The organism is Rhodobacter capsulatus, from assembly GCF_003254295.1.
Taxonomy (GTDB): domain Bacteria; phylum Pseudomonadota; class Alphaproteobacteria; order Rhodobacterales; family Rhodobacteraceae; genus Rhodobacter; species Rhodobacter capsulatus.
The window spans coordinates 401,360-416,134 of record NZ_QKZO01000002.1; the positions used below are offsets into that span (position 1 = coordinate 401,360).

At 64.9% G+C, this 14,775-nt stretch carries 15 protein-coding genes; 10 read left to right on the top strand and 5 right to left on the bottom strand.

Annotated features, from left to right (window positions below):
- Nucleotides 1-28: 28 nt before the first annotated feature.
- Entirely contained in the window at nt 29-1,615 is a 1,587-nt protein-coding gene (locus LY44_RS04250; protein ID WP_055208940.1) for an alpha-amylase family glycosyl hydrolase, read from the top strand.
- Nucleotides 1,616-1,750: 135 nt separating this feature from the next.
- Here LY44_RS04250 and LY44_RS04255 read toward each other — a convergent pair whose 3' ends face one another.
- The gene (locus LY44_RS04255; protein WP_055208301.1) at nt 1,751-2,782 is read right to left on the bottom strand and encodes a sensor histidine kinase; all 1,032 of its coding nucleotides are present in this window, start codon (nt 2,780-2,782) and stop codon (nt 1,751-1,753) included.
- A 165-nt stretch (nt 2,783-2,947) separates the two neighbouring features.
- Here LY44_RS04255 and LY44_RS04260 point away from each other — a divergent pair, with 165 nt between their 5' ends.
- Nucleotides 2,948-3,343 carry a hypothetical protein gene (locus LY44_RS04260; protein ID WP_055208299.1) on the top strand — a complete coding sequence of 132 codons (396 nt, stop codon included), beginning with the start codon at nt 2,948-2,950 and terminating at the stop codon, nt 3,341-3,343.
- Here the strand turns inward: LY44_RS04260 and LY44_RS04265 are convergent, their stop codons facing one another.
- Genes LY44_RS04265 through LY44_RS04275 form a run of 3 tightly spaced genes read right to left on the bottom strand, consistent with a single transcriptional unit; the run spans nt 3,344 to nt 5,427 of the window.
- A complete protein-coding gene (locus tag LY44_RS04265) occupies nt 3,344-3,862 on the bottom strand; it encodes a gamma carbonic anhydrase family protein (protein WP_055208297.1) in 519 nt (172 codons plus the stop codon).
- Nucleotides 3,859-4,494 (bottom strand): guanylate kinase, encoded by a 636-nt coding sequence (gene gmk / locus LY44_RS04270; protein ID WP_055208939.1) that lies wholly within the window; start codon nt 4,492-4,494, stop codon nt 3,859-3,861. The genes LY44_RS04265 and gmk overlap by 4 nt, the downstream gene beginning before the upstream one ends.
- A gap of 12 nt (nt 4,495-4,506) precedes the next feature.
- Entirely contained in the window at nt 4,507-5,427 is a 921-nt protein-coding gene (locus tag LY44_RS04275) for a YicC/YloC family endoribonuclease (protein WP_055208295.1), read from the bottom strand.
- A 201-nt stretch (nt 5,428-5,628) separates the two neighbouring features.
- On the opposite strand from LY44_RS04275, the gene LY44_RS04280 reads away from it, so the two are divergent.
- Complete coding sequence (locus LY44_RS04280; RefSeq protein ID WP_055208938.1) at nt 5,629-6,390, top strand: PAS domain-containing protein; 762 nt, start codon at nt 5,629-5,631, stop codon at nt 6,388-6,390.
- 72 nt (nt 6,391-6,462) lie between these two features.
- Here LY44_RS04280 and LY44_RS04285 read toward each other — a convergent pair whose 3' ends face one another.
- Complete coding sequence (locus tag LY44_RS04285; RefSeq protein WP_055208293.1) at nt 6,463-7,833, bottom strand: class II 3-deoxy-7-phosphoheptulonate synthase; 1,371 nt, start codon at nt 7,831-7,833, stop codon at nt 6,463-6,465.
- A gap of 165 nt (nt 7,834-7,998) precedes the next feature.
- Between LY44_RS04285 and LY44_RS04290 the strand changes: the two genes are divergently transcribed.
- The 7 genes from LY44_RS04290 (at nt 7,999) to LY44_RS04320 (ending at nt 14,758) form a co-directional block, all read left to right on the top strand.
- Complete coding sequence (locus LY44_RS04290) at nt 7,999-9,114, top strand: GlxA family transcriptional regulator (RefSeq protein ID WP_111395958.1); 1,116 nt, start codon at nt 7,999-8,001, stop codon at nt 9,112-9,114.
- A gap of 126 nt (nt 9,115-9,240) precedes the next feature.
- Nucleotides 9,241-10,425, top strand: coding sequence for an ABC transporter substrate-binding protein (locus LY44_RS04295; RefSeq protein ID WP_055208291.1), 1,185 nt, complete (start codon nt 9,241-9,243; stop codon nt 10,423-10,425).
- 108 nt (nt 10,426-10,533) lie between these two features.
- On the top strand, nt 10,534-11,322 hold the full coding sequence (locus tag LY44_RS04300; protein WP_055208289.1) for an ABC transporter ATP-binding protein: 789 nt from the start codon (nt 10,534-10,536) through the stop codon (nt 11,320-11,322).
- The gene (locus LY44_RS04305) at nt 11,319-12,023 is read left to right on the top strand and encodes an ABC transporter ATP-binding protein (protein ID WP_023913032.1); all 705 of its coding nucleotides are present in this window, start codon (nt 11,319-11,321) and stop codon (nt 12,021-12,023) included. The genes LY44_RS04300 and LY44_RS04305 overlap by 4 nt, the downstream gene beginning before the upstream one ends.
- 1 nt (nt 12,024) lies before the next feature.
- A complete protein-coding gene (locus tag LY44_RS04310; RefSeq protein WP_055208287.1) occupies nt 12,025-12,405 on the top strand; it encodes a hypothetical protein in 381 nt (126 codons plus the stop codon).
- Entirely contained in the window at nt 12,405-13,412 is a 1,008-nt protein-coding gene (locus LY44_RS04315) for a branched-chain amino acid ABC transporter permease (protein ID WP_055208285.1), read from the top strand. The genes LY44_RS04310 and LY44_RS04315 overlap by 1 nt, the downstream gene beginning before the upstream one ends.
- Nucleotides 13,409-14,758, top strand: a complete 1,350-nt coding sequence (locus LY44_RS04320; RefSeq protein ID WP_055208283.1) for a branched-chain amino acid ABC transporter permease — start codon at nt 13,409-13,411, stop codon at nt 14,756-14,758. The genes LY44_RS04315 and LY44_RS04320 overlap by 4 nt, the downstream gene beginning before the upstream one ends.
- The last annotated feature ends 17 nt before the right edge of the window (nt 14,759-14,775 follow it).

Consider the following 14,775-nt stretch of genomic DNA (forward strand, 5'->3'; position numbering starts at 1 on the left):
TGCTTCATATAGTGGCACGGAGATGACGATGGGCAGAGATTGGTGGCGGGGCGCAGTAATCTACCAGATTTATCCGCGCAGCTTTCAGGATTCGAACGGCGACGGCATCGGAGACCTGAAAGGCATCACCGAAAGGCTGCCGCATGTCGCAAAGCTCGGCGCCGATTCGATCTGGCTCAGCCCGATTTTCCGCTCGCCGATGGACGACATGGGCTATGACGTGTCGGATTATCGCGACATCGATCCGGTGTTCGGCACGCTTGCGGATTTCGACGCGCTGCTCGCGCGCGCCCATGAGCTTGGCCTCAAGGTGATCATCGACCAGGTGCTCAGCCATTCCTCGGACCGCCATCCCTGGTTTGCCGATTCGAAAAAGCGTGGCGCCAAGGCCGATTGGTATGTCTGGGCCGATCCGAAGCCCGACGGATCGCCGCCGAACAACTGGCAGTCGGTCTTTGGCGGATCGTCCTGGGAATGGGCGCCCGAGCGCGGCCAGTATTATCTGCACAATTTCCTGATCTCGCAGCCCGATCTGAACCTGCGCAACCCCGAGGTCCAGGACGAGATGCTTGATGTGCTGCGGTTCTGGCTCGACCGCGGCGTCGACGGCTTCCGGCTCGACACGGTGAACTACTACATCCACGATGGCGCGCTGCGCGACAACCCGCCGATGCCCCCCGATCCGGAGCGCTGGCCGCCGGTCTCGACCTATGACATGCAAGATCACGCCCATGACAAGAACCGGCCGGAAAACCTTGATTTCCTTGCGCGAATGCGCAAGCTTCTGGATCAGTACGAGAACCGCTGCATGGTCGGCGAGATCGGCGAAGTCCCCCATCGCGCGCTGCCCCTGATGGCCGAATACACCTCCGGGGCGGCGCATCTGCACATGGCCTACAGCTTTGACATGCTGGGGCCGAAATTCGCCCCGGCGCATTTCCGCAAGGTGCTTGACGGCTTTTTCCGCGCGGCCCCCGACGGCTGGCCGTCCTGGTCCTTCTCCAACCACGATGTCAATCGCCACGTCACCCGCTGGGCGAAACACGGCCAACAGGATGCGGTGGCGAAACTGGCCATTTCGATGCTGGCCTCCTTTGAAGGCACGATCGGGCTCTATCAGGGCGAGGAACTGGGCCAGACCGAAACCGAGCTCGCGTATGCCGAACTCACCGATCCGCCCGGGCTGCGCTTCTGGCCGGAAAACAAGGGGCGCGATGGCTGTCGGACGCCGATGGTCTGGGATGGCACGGCCGAGGGCGGCTTCAGCACCGTCAAGCCCTGGCTTCCGGTCAAGGCCCCGCAGCTGGCCCGCAATGTCGCGGCGCAGGAAGCCGATCCCGCCTCGGTGCTGCATCATTACCGCGCCGTTCTGGCCTTCCGCCGCAGCAATGCCGCGCTGCGGACCGGCCGCACCCGCTTCCTCGACCTGCCCGATCCGGTGCTGGGCTTCCGACGCGAGACCGACACCGAAAGCCTGACCTGCCTGTTCAATCTCGGCCCCGATCCGGTGACGCTCAGCGGGATGATCGGCACGCCGACCGGGCCGGTCGTGGCGGCAACGATCAGGGATGGCACCGTTCAGCTTGGCCCGAATGGCGTGCTCTGGCTGCGCTGATGCGCCTGGAACGGATAAGGAACATACTCCATCCCCTTGATCTTGCGGCAAATATCCTGGAGAGAGACGGGATGTGACAGAACTCCGGTGGAAGGCTTTCCCGTCGAACGGGCTGCCCCGCACCCCCCTTCGGGATCAGGACACCGGCAGCAGGATCAGGAACCGGCTGCCCTGTCCCTTTTCGCTTTCGATCTTCATCCGCCCGCGATGGCGCAGCACGATATGCTTGACGATCGCCAGCCCCAGCCCGGTACCGCCCTGTTCCCGCGAGCGATGGGTGTCGATGCGATAGAACCGCTCGGTCAGCCGCGGCAAATGGATCGGATCGATGCCTTCGCCGCGATCCGCCACCACGACCCGCAAGGCCGCGCCCCGCAGAACCGGCTCATAATCGATCTTATCGACAGAAATCCTCACCTCGCCGCCGCTGCCGCCGTATTTGATCGCATTCTCGATCAGATTGGTGAAAACCTGCGTCAGCTGGTCGGGATCGGCCGGGATCTTCAACCCCTCGGTCAAGCCCTCGCGAAGCAGCTGCACCTGCCGCGCCTCGGCCAGCGGCGCCAGCGCCTGCATCGCGCCGCGCAGCACCGCCCCCAGATCCGTGCCCGTCGTCGGCCGCCGCCGCTCCTCGGCCTCGACCCGGCTGAGCGACAGAAGATCGCCGACCAGCCGGTTCATCCGCCCGGCCTCCCGTTCCATGATCGCCAGAAAGCGGTCGCGCGCCACCGGATCATCCTTGGCCGCACCGCGCAGCGTCTCGACAAAGCCCATCAGCGCTGTCAACGGCGTGCGCAGCTCGTGGCTGACATTGGCGACGAAATCGCGCCGCATCGCCTCGGCCGTCTCGACCGCGGTGCGATCTTCGAAGGTCAGCACCAGGGAACCCTCGGCCAGCGCGGCGACCGTGACCAGCACCTGCGCCTCCCGCCCCTGACTGCCCAGCCGCAGCCGCACCTGCTGCCGTCCCTGCCCGTCCAGCACCGCCTCGACCGCCTCGATCAGCGCGGGCTGGCGCAGCACCGTCACCAGCGTCCGCCCCACCAGCCCCGTCCCCAGCAGCGTTTCGGCGCCGGAATTGGCATGCAGCACCCGCTGCGCGGGAGACACGAGCAGAATCGGAAACGGTAACGTTTCAGCCAAGGAGATTGTTGACGAATCCGCCATTTTTCGGTCACCCTGACATTTCCAATGCTTGACCCGAACAAGCTTCGGGGAAACGATACGCAAGTTCAAGGCCGCATGCAAAAGCCAGGGGGGCTAAGCTTTTGCACAATTCGCGGAGTAAAGTGTCATAAGCGATGGGGTTCCATCGCAATACCGGATGGAACGATGCCCCCGCCGATTGATGCACCAAAAGGCAGCCAACGTCTTGACCCCGCCGAGCTGTCGCTGGCCGGGCGCCGCATTCTGGTGGTCGATCCGTCGCAATCCCTGCCGCGTGCGCTGCGCGGCGTGCAGGGCGCCTCGATCACCATCGCGCGGCTGGCCATGATCGACGCCGAGATGCTGGCCCGCGTCTGCCCCGATGTCGTGCTTGCGCCGCTGTTCAGCCCGGGGCATGACATTCTGGACCTTGCCCGTCTGCTGGACCGGCTTGGCTATCAGGGGCCGCTGCGGGCCTATTCGCCGCCCCTGCCCAATACCGCGATCGTCTGCGCCGAAGTGCGGCAGATCTGGGGGCCGCGCGATTTCGACATCCTCGAAGTGCCGCCCGCGTGGAACTGATCAGACCGGCGTCAACCCGCGGGCGAACCGTGCCGCATTGGCGCGGTAATGCACGGCCGATTGCAACAGCCGCGCCTGCGCCACCGCGTCCAGCATCCGCACCACCTTGCCCGGCGCCCCCATCACCAGCGATCCGTCCGGGATCTCCTTGCCCTCGGTGATCAAAGCCCCGGCGCCGATCAGACAGCCCCGGCCGATCTTCGCGCCGTTCAGCACAATGGCCCCCATCCCGATCAGAGAGCCCTCGCCGATCGTGCAGCCATGCAGCATCGCCCGATGCCCGATGGTGCAATGCGCCCCGATGACCAGCGGAAAGCCGATGTCTGTATGGCAGATCACCGCTTCCTGCAGGTTCGTGCCGGCCCCGACCCGAATCTCCTCGTTGTCGCCGCGCAAAGTGCAGCCAAACCAGACCGAGGCGCCCTCCTCCAGCACCACCCGCCCGATCACATTCGCATCGGGCGCCACCCAGACATCCGGCCCCAGCACCGGGGCAACCCCGTCAAGCGCATAGATCATCGTGCCTCGAACTCCCTGTTCAGCCCGCGCACGAACTCGGTCAGCCCCGGCTGACGCACCGCCCGTGCCCGTTCCGCCTGCAAAATCGTCACCAGCTCGGCCTCAGAGGCCGCGATATCGCGGTTGATCACCACGTAATCATATTCGCCCCAATGGCTGATCTCGTCGCGGCTTTTCGCCATCCGCCCGGCGATCACCGCGTCGCTGTCCTGCGCGCGCATCCGCAACCGGCGCTCCAGATCGGCGATCGAGGGCGGCAGGATGAAGATCGACACCACATCCTGCGCCAGCTTCGAGCGCCGCACCTGCTGCCCGCCCTGCCAGTCGATGTCGAGGATCACATCCCGCCCCTCGGCCAGCCGCGCCTCGACCGGGGCCGAGGGCGTGCCGTAAAGATTGCCGAAAACCTCGGCATGTTCCAGCATCTCGCCCGCCGCCACCATCGCTTCGAATTCGGCACGGTTGCGGAAGTAATATTCGCGCCCGTCTTCCTCGCCCGGGCGCGGGTTGCGCGTCGTCGCCGAGACCGAAAACGACAGCGACGCATCCCAGGCCATCAGCCGCCGCGCCAATGTCGACTTCCCCGCCCCCGAAGGCGAGGACAGGATGATCAAAAGGCCCCGGCGCCGCATCTCGGCCATGACTTACTCCACGTTCTGAATCTGCTCGCGCATCTGGTCGATCACATGTTTCAGGTCAAGCCCGATCGCCGTCAACGCGGTCGATCCCGATTTCGAGCACAGCGTATTCGATTCACGCACGAATTCCTGCGTCAGAAAGTCGAACTTGCGCCCGATCGGCCCAAGATCAGTCAAAAGCGCCCGCGCCGCCGCCACATGCGCCCGCAGCCGGTCGATTTCCTCGGTCACATCGGCCTTGACCGCCAAAAGCGCCAGCTCCTGCGCCACCCGCTGCGGATCGCCCCCGGTCTCCAGCACCCGCGCCAGCGCCGCCTGCAGCGCCGCCGCCACCTCGGGCCGCCGCGCCGCGGCCACTTCGGCCGCGCGCTCGGTCAAGTCGGCGATTCTGTCGATCTGCGCCACAATTATGCCACCAAGCTGCCCGCCTTCCGCCGCACGCATTGCCAGAAAATCAACCAATAGCCGGTCCAGATCGGTCAGCAGCGCGTCGCGCAGCGGCCCTTGTTCCTCGGTCTCGGCACCGCTTTGATCCAGCACGCCGCGCAGCGACAGCAGGTCCGTGGCCCGGGCGGGCGCCAGATTGACCCCGTTCAGCCGCGCCGCTTCCTCGACCTCGCGCAGCGCCGCCAGCGCCGCCGCCAGACCCGGGCCGGAAAGGCGCAGCCGCTCTGCCCCACTTCCCCGCGCAAGCTTAAGAGAAAGCTGGATATTCCCGCGCGAGACCCGCTGCGTCAACGCCGTTCGCACCGCCGCTTCCAGCCCCTCCAGCTCGGGCAGGCGCAGCCGCAGATCCAGGCCCTTGCCATTGACGGAGCGGATTTCCCAGACCCAGTCGTGACCATGGCCGGAGCCAGAAACCGAGGCAAAGCCGGTCATCGAGAGCGGGCCTTGCGGCGTGCGGGCGATAGAGACAGGTTTAACCATTTAAGACTTTAGTTCCCCATGTGGCCGAAAAAAGGCGTATTAAGACTTCAGTAAGCATTTCACTCCCGGGGTCAACCAAAAGACCCGGAACGCCAAAGGCCGGGGGTGCAGGGGACAGCAGCCTCGGGCTGCGGGGACAGTCGCAGCCGCAAGCTGCATCGGGATGGCGCGGCTGCGGCCGCAAACACGGGAAGAATGACGATGGACCGCGACTTCGACACAGTTGAAAAAGTGGCACGGCTTGGGCAGGCTGGCGTCGGGCGGCGCATCGTGGCGCAGATGCGGGCCTATTGGGAGGGGCTGCGCGCCGGTCGCGACGTGCCCGCCCGGGCCGACATCGACCCGCGCGGTCTGGAAAACGCGCTCGAATATGCCTTCATCCTCGAACGCGTCGCCCCCGGCATGGGCCGCTTCCGTCTGGCCGGCATGCATCTGAACGATCTGATGGGGATGGAAATCCGCGGCATGCCGCTGACCGCGATGTTCACCCCCGAGGGCCGCAAGCGCGTGGCCGACGCGACCGAGGCGGTGTTTCAGGGCCCCGCCATCGCGGAACTGGTGCTGACCGCCGAGGCCGGGATCGGCAAGCCGCCGATGACGGCGCGGCTGCTGCTGCTGCCGATGACATCGGACATGGGCGATGTGACCCGCATCCTTGGCTGTCTGGTCGGCGAAGGCCAGGGCATCGGCCGCACCCCGCGCCGGTTCCTTGTCGATGCCGCGCATGTGCAGCCGATCACGCCCTGCGCTTCTGCCGCGCCGCTGCCCGCGCCGGTCCGTCCCGAGGCCTTCGGCCTGGGCAAGCGCCTGCCGCATCTGAACGCGCCGAAAACGCCGACGCTCGCCCCCGCGCCCGCCGCCCAGACCCCCGCCTCCCAGACCCCGGTGGCGCAGCCGCCGCGGCAGCCGGTTTCGGCGATGACGCCCGAGGAACGCCGGGCGATGTTCCGGGTGGTGAAGTAAGATCCCCGCAAGAAAAAGGCCCGGCGTCATTGCCGGGCCTTTTCTTTTGAACCAGGGACTTGCGGGGCGATCTTAAAGCCCCGCCGCCTTTTTCATCACGCGCAGGTCCTGCAGTTCCTCGGCCACAAGGAAGGCCAGTTCCAGCGATTGGCTGGCATTCAGCCGCGGATCGCAGGCGGTGTGATAGCGGCTCGACAGATCTTCATCGGACACTGCCCGCACGCCACCGGTGCATTCGGTCACATCCTTGCCGGTCATCTCGAAATGCACGCCGCCCGGGATCGTGCCCTCGGCCTTGTGGATCGCAAAGAACTCGCGCACCTCGCGCAGCACGGAATCGAACGGCCGCGTCTTGAAGCCCGAGGCCGATTTGATCGTGTTGCCATGCATCGGATCGCAGGTCCAAAGCACCTGCGCCCCCTCGGCCTGCACGGTGCGGATCAGCCGCGGCAGATGCTCGCCGACCTTGCCCGCGCCAAAGCGCGCGATCAGCGTCAGCCGCCCCGGCTCATTTTGCGGATTGAGCTTCGCCATCAACAGCTTGAGATCTTCCTCGGTGGTCGAGGGCCCGCATTTCAGCCCGATCGGATTCTGCACGCCGCGGCAGAATTCGACATGGGCGCCATCGACCTGCCGGGTCCGGTCGCCGATCCACAGCATATGCCCCGAGCCCGCGATCGGCAGCCCGGTCGTGCTGTCGATCCGGCACAAAGCCTCTTCATATTCCAGCAGCAGCGCCTCGTGGCTGGTGTAGAAATCCACCTTGCCCAGCTGATGCGCCGTTTCCGAGGTCACGCCCGCGGCGGTCATGAAATCCATCGCATCCGAGATCCGCTCGGCCACTTCGCGATAGCGCGCCGCATCGGCCTCGTCGGTAAAGCCGGAAATCCAGCTTTGCACCCGGTGAATATCGGCATAGCCGCCGGTCGAAAACGCCCGCAGCAGATTGAGCGAGGAGGCCGCCTGGGTATAGGCCTGCAGCATCCGGTTCGGATCGGGCAGCCGGGCTTCCTGCGTCGCCTCGAACCCGTTCACGATATCACCGCGGTAGCTCGGATATTCGACACCGCCGATGATTTCGGTGGGCGCCGAACGCGGCTTGGCGAATTGCCCCGCCATCCGCCCGACCTTGATCACCGGCACCTTCGCGCCCCAGGTCAGCACGATCGCCATCTGCAGCAGCACCTTGAAGGTGTCGCGCAGGTTGTCGGCGGAAAATTCGGTGAAGCTTTCGGCGCAATCGCCGCCCTGCAACAGGAAGGCCTCGCCCTTCGCGGCCTTGGCCAGATCGGCCTTGAGCCTGCGCGCCTCGCCGGCAAAGACCAGCGGCGGCATCTTGCCCAGCTGCGCCTCGACCGCGGTCAGGGCCGCAGCGTCGGGATAATCGGGCATCTGCACCCGCGGCTTCGCGCGCCAGTCCGATTTCATCCATGCCTTGGCCATAGTCCACTCCCTTCGGGGCTTTTCGTCGCCCGGCCTTATAAAGCGATGCGTGAAATAGAACAAACCCGTTTTTCGGCCTTGGTGCCCGGGCTGGCAGGCTCCTTGCCCTGCCCCAAAGGCCCCCTTGCGCTGCGATGCAAAGCCTGATTTCGTGCATGAAACGACATGAAAGACGTCGCAAAAATGCGCCTCCCCTCGACCACCCCCCGCACCCATACTCGTCCCGCGCCGTCGCAGGGCACCGTGCGCCTGACCGCGCCCGAACGCTCGCGCCGCTATGTGTTTTTGCTGCTCGACCGCTTCACCATGATGGCCTTTGCCAGCGCGATCGAGCCGCTGCGACTGGCCAATCAGGTCTCGGGGGTAAAGCTTTACGACTGGAAACTGGCCTCGGACGACGGCCAGGATGTCACCTGTTCGAACGGCACGGTGTTGCGCGTCGACATGGGGCTGGACGAGATCTCGCGCGATGACACCGTGCTGGTCTGCGGCGGCATCGATGTGGCCGAGGCGACGACGAAGCCGATCCTGAACTGGCTGCGCCGCGAGGCCCGGCGCGGCGCGGCGGTGGGCGGCCTGTGCACCGGCGCCTGGGCGGTGGCCAGGGCCGGTCTGCTCGAAGGCAAGCGCGCCACCATCCACTGGGAGAATCAGGACAGCTTCCTTGAGGATTTCGAAGGCGTGAAGCTGACGAAATCGGTCTTCGTGATCGACGGCAACCGGCTGACCTCGGCCGGGGGGACGGCCTCGATCGACCTGATGCTGAAGCAGATTGCCCGCGATCATGGCGAGGGTCTGGCCAATACGGTCGCCGATCAGTTGATCTACAACTCGATCCGCACCGACCAGGACACGCAGAGGTTGTCGATTCCGACCCGGATCGGCGTGCGCCATCCGAAACTGGCCCAGGTGATCGGCCAGATGGAGGCGAATATCGAAGAGCCGATCAGCCCGGCGAAACTGGCCGAGGATGTGGGCATGTCCACCCGCCAGCTGGAACGGCTGTTCCGCCGCTATCTGAACCGCTCGCCGAAGCGCTATTACATGGAGATCCGCCTGCAAAAGGCGCGCAACCTGTTGATGCAAACGGAAATGAGCGTGATCAACGTGGCCTTGGCCTGCGGCTTCGCCTCGCCCTCGCATTTCTCGAAATGCTACCGCGCGCATTACCAGACCACGCCCTACCGCGAACGCGGCACCTCGGGCGGGGGCGAGGAAGAGGCGGCTGAAATCTTCGCGGAAACCGCGTTGGAGGGGCTCGACGCGGATTTTCTTGACTGATGCGTCAGAATGTTGCGCAAAACAGGCCCGTTCCGACCGAAACTTGACCAACTGGCCTATTTTCTTTTCCAGTTTCCGGTTCTAACCTGCGCCGCCAGGACAATGTTCCAACTTGGGAGTGAACACATGAAGAAGCTTCTCCTGGCAAGTGCCACGCTGGCGCTGACCGCTGGCGGTGCCTTTGCCGACGAAGTGAAACTGGGCATCTCGCTCGGCTTCACCGGTCCGCTCGAATCGATGTCGCCCGCGATGGCGCAGGGTGCCGAACTGGCGATGAAGGAAGTGAGCGACTCGGGCAAGTTCATGGGCGGCGCGACCGTCGTGGGCGTGCGGGGCGACAGCACCTGCATCGACTCGGCGGCAGCCTCGGCCACCGTCGAAAAACTGATCACCGCCGATGGCGTCAAGGGGATCGTCGGCGGCATGTGCTCGGGCGAAACCGTCGCCTCGCTGCAAAACGTCGCCATGCCGAAGGGCATCGTGATGATCTCGCCCTCGGCCACCTCGCCCGCGCTGTCGTCGCTCGAGGACAACGGCCTGTTCTTCCGCACCTCGCCCTCGGATGCGCGCCAGTCCGAAGTGATGACCGACATCATCATGGAACACGGCATCAAATCGGTGGCGCTGACCTATACCAACAACGATTACGGCAAGGGCCTGGCCGACAGCTTCGCCGCGGCTTTCGAAGCCAAGGGCGGCAAGGTCACGATCAATACCGCGCATGACGACGGCAAGCCGGATTACTCGGCCGAAGTCGGCTCGCTGGCCTCGGCCGGCGGCGAAGCGCTGGTGATCGCGGGCTATGTCGATCAGGGCGGCTCGGGCATCCTGCGCGGCGCGCTCGACACCGGCGCGTTTTCGACCTTCGTCTTCCCCGACGGCATGGTCGGCGGCAAGCTCGAGACCGATTTCGGCAAGGAAGTGAACGGCTCCTTCGGCCAGATGCCGTCGTCGGAAGGCGAAGGCAAGGACAAGTTCCTCGCCCTCGCGACCGCCGCGGGCTTTGACGGCACCGGCGTCTATTCGGGCGAGGCCTATGATGCGGCCTCGCTGATCCTGCTGTCGATGGCGGCCGCCAATTCGACCGATCCGGCCGTCTACAAGGGCAAGGTGATGGATGTCGCCAATGCTCCGGGCGAAAAGATCCTTCCCGGCGAGCTGGGCAAGGCGCTGGACCTGATCGCCGCCGGTCAGGACATCGACTATCAGGGCGCGACCTCGGTCGAGCTGATCGGCGCGGGCGAATCCGCCGGCACCTTCCGCGAAATCGAGATCAAGGACGACAAGATCGAAACCGTCAAATACCGCTGAGGTTTCGAAAGAGATCGAAGCAGCCCGGAGAAATCCGGGCTGTTTCCTTTGAAAACAAAGCCGAAAACGGCACAGAGACCGGCCCTTCGGGGCCACCGAGGGGACTTCATGATCCGGGTCGAGAACCTGCACAAGCACTTTGGCGGCTTTCACGCCGTCGACGGTGCCTCGCTAGACATCGCCAAGGGGTCGATCACCGGGTTGATCGGTCCGAATGGCGCGGGCAAGTCGACGCTTTTCAACGTCATCGCCGGGGTGCACAAGCCCACCTCGGGGCGGGTGACGATGGCGGGCGAGGACATCACCGGCCTGAAACCGCATGAGCTGTTTCACAAGGGGCTGTTGCGCACGTTTCAGATCGCGCATGAATTCCCCACGATGACGGTGCGGGAAAACCTGATGATGGTGCCCTCGGGCCAGTCGGGCGAGCGGCTTCTGAACGCCTGGTTCGGCCGCGGAAGGATCGCCGAGGAAGAGGCGGCCCTTCTGAAGAAAGCCGATGAAGTCCTTGACTTCCTGACGATTTCGCACCTCAGGGATGAACGCGCCGGAAACCTTTCGGGGGGCCAGAAGAAGCTTCTGGAACTCGGCCGCACGATGATGGTCGAGGCGAAGATCGTTTTTCTGGACGAGGTCGGCGCCGGGGTGAACCGCACGCTTCTCAACACGATCGGCGATGCGATCGTGCGGCTGAACAAGGAACGCGGCTACACGTTCTGCGTGATCGAACATGACATGGATTTCATCGGCCGCCTGTGCGATCCGGTGATCGTCATGGCCGAGGGCAAGGTGCTGGCCGAGGGCAGCCCGGCCACGATCATGCAGAACGAAGCGGTGATCGAGGCCTATCTGGGCCGCGGGCTGAAGAACAAGATCAAGGCGGAGGCGCAAAAATGAGCTTTCTCGACGCCTCCGAGATGACCGGCGGCTATGGCGCCGCCGACATCCTGCACGGTTGCACGCTCAAGGTCGAAAAGGGCCAGATCGCGGTGATCGTCGGCCCGAACGGCGCGGGCAAATCGACCGCGATGAAGGCGGTCTTCGGCATGCTGCGTCTGCGCGGCGGCCGGGTGACGCTGGATGGCGAGGACATCACCGCGCTTTCCCCGCAGGAACGGGTGAAGAAAGGCATGGGCTTCGTGCCGCAGGTGAACAACGTCTTCCCGACGATGTCGGTCGAAGAGAACCTGGAAATGGGCGCCTTCATCCGGCAGGATGATTTTCGCGACACGATGGAGCAGGTCTATGAGCTGTTCCCGATCCTGCGCGAAAAGCGCCACCAGAACGCCGGGGAGCTTTCAGGCGGGCAGCGCCAGCAGGTCGCCGTCGGCCGCGCGCTGATGACGAAACCCAAATTATTGATGCTGGACGAACCCACCGCGGGGGTCTCGCCGATCGTCATGGACGAGCTTTTCGACCGGATCATCGAGGTGGCGCGGACCGGAATCTCGATCCTGATGGTGGAGCAGAACGCCCGTCAGGCGCTCGAGATCGCCGATCAGGGCTATGTTCTGGTGCAGGGCGCGAACAAATACACCGACACCGGGGCGGCGCTGATGGCCGATCCCGAGGTCCGCCGCACCTTCCTGGGGGGTTGAGATGAAAACGCCCCTTCTGGCAGCGCTGCTTTTGGCCGCGCCGGTGCAGGCCGAGACGATCCACCCCGACCGCGCGCTTGTGCTGAACTGTCACTTCACCCAGTCCTGCATCTCGGGCGGCTGCGGCGAGGAAGATTACAACGTGACCCTGGAAACCCGGGGCGCCGAGGCCACCTTTCGCGACCACCGCGCCAAGATCGCTTTGGCGGGTGGTTTCGATCCGGTCAGCGGACAAATGAGCTTTGCGTCGCAACCCTCTGACGGGTCTTCCTATTTCTTCTCCGACTTCGGCGCCTCCGGGGCCGTTTTGTCGATCCACACCCAATCCGAGGGACAAGCCCTCGTGATCGCCTTCGAAGGCCGCTGCGAGGAGGTGCAGTGATGGATATCCTCAATGCCCTCGTGGCGATCCTGAATTACATCATCGTTCCCGCCACCGCCTATGGCGCGCAACTGGCGCTGGGCGCGCTCGGCGTGACGCTGATCTACGGCATCTTGCGGTTCTCGAACTTCGCCCATGGCGACACCATGGCCTTCGGCACCGGGCTGACCATCCTTGTCACCTGGGGGCTGCAATCGATGGGCGTCTCCTTCGGGCCGTTGCCGACGGCGCTGCTGGCCCTGCCCTTCGGCATCGCGCTGACCGCGGCGATGGTGCTGGCCACCGACAAGGTGGTTTACAGCTATTATCGCAAAGTCCGCGCCGCGCCGATCTACATCACCATGGTTTCGGTCGGTGTGATGTTCGTGATGAACGGCCTCACCCGCGTGCTGATCGGCGTCGACGAGATCAAATTCGCCGATGGCGCCCGGTTCCTGATCTCGGCCGCCGATTTCAAGGCCGCAACCGGCCTGACCGAGGCGCTGGCGATCCGCGGCAGCACCGCGATCACCGTGATCACGGCCGGTCTGGTGGTCTGGGCGCTGTTCTGGTTCCTTGCAAAGACCCGCACCGGCAAGTCGATGCGCGCCTATGCCGACAACGAGGATCTGGCGCTGCTTTCGGGGATCGATCCGAACCGCGTCGTCGCCGTGACCTGGGTGATCGCCGCGGCGCTTGCCACCATCGCGGGCACGCTTTACGGCCTCGACAAGTCGTTCAAGGCCTTCAACTACTTCCAGCTGCTGCTGCCGATCTTCGCCGCGGCGATCGTCGGGGGCCTGGGCAATCCGCTGGGCGCCATCGCCGGCGGCTTCGTGATCGCCTTTTCCGAGGTCTCGATCACCTATGCCTGGAAGAAGGTGGCGATGTATCTGATCCCCGGCTACGAACCCGAGGGTCTGCTGCAACTGCTGTCCACCGAATACAAATTCGCGGTGAGCTTCGCGATCCTGATCATCGTGCTGCTGTTCAAGCCCACCGGTCTGTTCAAAGGAAAATCGGTATGAGCACGCATCAACCGAAAGCCGCGAAGGGCGGCAAATGGCGCGCCCCCGCGATGTTCGGGGCGCTTGCGGTCCTGTTCCTGCTGGAAGGCACGGTCTCGAACAGCTTCTTCTCGGGGCATTGGGACAATGCGCTCGGCATCCTGCGGGTGGGGCTGATCTCGGCGATCCTCGCGCTCGGCGTGAACATCCAATGGGGCTATGCGGGGCTCTTCAACACCGGCGTCGTCGGTTTTCTGGCGCTGGGCGGCCTTGCGCCGGTGCTGGTCTCGATGCCGCCGACCCTGGGCGCCTTTTCTGCCGGGGGCTGGGGCGTGCTCTTCGCCATGGTCATCGCCATGGCCACCCTCGTCGCCGCCGTCTTCCTGCATGGCCGTCTTGACACGAAGCTGCGCGGCTGGGCGGTGGCCGGGGTTCTGCTGCTGGGCTTCATCGCCTATCGCACGCTCTTCGACCCGGCGGTCGAGGCGATTCAGGCGATCAACCCCTCGGCCTATGGCTATCTGGGCGGCATCGGCCTGCCGGTGCTGATCTCCTGGCCGGTGGGCGCGCTTCTGGCCGCCGCCGCCGCCTGGGTGGTGGGCAAGACGGCACTTGGCCTGCGCTCGGACTATCTCGCCATCGCCACGCTCGGCATCGGTGAAATCATCGTCGCCGTTCTGCGCAACGAGGAATGGCTGGCCCGCGGCGTTTTGAACGTGAACGGGATTCCGCGGCCCTGGCCCGTGCCTTACGAGACGAACCTGCAACAGGATCCGGGCTTTGTCGCGCGCGCGACCAGCTTCGGGCTTGACCCGATGACCGGCTCGACGCTGCTGGTGAAGGTGCTTTATTGCCTGCTTTTCGTCGCGGTTCTGGGCCTTCTGATCTGGGCGGCGCAGCTGGCGCTGAACTCGCCCTGGGGCCGGATGATGCGGGCGATCCGCGACAACGAAGTCGCCGCCGCCGCGATGGGCAAGAACGTCACCGGGCGGCATCTGCAGATCTTCATCCTCGGCTCGGCGGTGCTGGGCCTGGCGGGGGCGATGCTGATCTCGCTTGACGGACAGATGACGCCTTCGGGCTACAACCCGCTGCGCTACACCTTCCTGATCTGGGTGATGGTGATCGTCGGCGGCTCGGGGAACAACTGGGGCTCGGTGCTGGGCGGCCTGCTGATCTGGTTCGTCTGGATCAAGGCGGGCGAATGGGGCCCGACGCTGATGGGCATGGTCTCGACCCATCTGGCCGAGGGCACGCTGAAGACCCATCTGCTCGACTCGGCGCCGCACATGCGCCTGGTGATCATGGGGCTGATCCTGCTTGCCGTGCTGCGCTTCAGCCCACGCGGCCTGCTGCCCGAACGCTAAGACCGAAAAGGGGCCCT

Bases quoted from the DNA above. Each gene is read 5' to 3' on its own strand.
- LY44_RS04250 (WP_055208940.1), top strand. From the start codon at position 29: ATGGGCAGAGATTGGTGGCGGGGCGCAGTAATCTACCAGATTTATCCG.
- LY44_RS04255 (WP_055208301.1), bottom strand. From the start codon at position 2,782: ATGGCGGATTCGTCAACAATCTCCTTGGCTGAAACGTTACCGTTTCCG.
- LY44_RS04260 (WP_055208299.1), top strand. From the start codon at position 2,948: ATGCCCCCGCCGATTGATGCACCAAAAGGCAGCCAACGTCTTGACCCC.
- LY44_RS04265 (WP_055208297.1), bottom strand. From the start codon at position 3,862: ATGATCTATGCGCTTGACGGGGTTGCCCCGGTGCTGGGGCCGGATGTC.
- gmk (WP_055208939.1), bottom strand. From the start codon at position 4,494: ATGCGGCGCCGGGGCCTTTTGATCATCCTGTCCTCGCCTTCGGGGGCG.
- LY44_RS04275 (WP_055208295.1), bottom strand. From the start codon at position 5,427: ATGGTTAAACCTGTCTCTATCGCCCGCACGCCGCAAGGCCCGCTCTCG.
- LY44_RS04280 (WP_055208938.1), top strand. From the start codon at position 5,629: ATGGACCGCGACTTCGACACAGTTGAAAAAGTGGCACGGCTTGGGCAG.
- LY44_RS04285 (WP_055208293.1), bottom strand. From the start codon at position 7,833: ATGGCCAAGGCATGGATGAAATCGGACTGGCGCGCGAAGCCGCGGGTG.
- LY44_RS04290 (WP_111395958.1), top strand. From the start codon at position 7,999: ATGAAAGACGTCGCAAAAATGCGCCTCCCCTCGACCACCCCCCGCACC.
- LY44_RS04295 (WP_055208291.1), top strand. From the start codon at position 9,241: ATGAAGAAGCTTCTCCTGGCAAGTGCCACGCTGGCGCTGACCGCTGGC.
- LY44_RS04300 (WP_055208289.1), top strand. From the start codon at position 10,534: ATGATCCGGGTCGAGAACCTGCACAAGCACTTTGGCGGCTTTCACGCC.
- LY44_RS04305 (WP_023913032.1), top strand. From the start codon at position 11,319: ATGAGCTTTCTCGACGCCTCCGAGATGACCGGCGGCTATGGCGCCGCC.
- LY44_RS04310 (WP_055208287.1), top strand. From the start codon at position 12,025: ATGAAAACGCCCCTTCTGGCAGCGCTGCTTTTGGCCGCGCCGGTGCAG.
- LY44_RS04315 (WP_055208285.1), top strand. From the start codon at position 12,405: ATGGATATCCTCAATGCCCTCGTGGCGATCCTGAATTACATCATCGTT.
- LY44_RS04320 (WP_055208283.1), top strand. From the start codon at position 13,409: ATGAGCACGCATCAACCGAAAGCCGCGAAGGGCGGCAAATGGCGCGCC.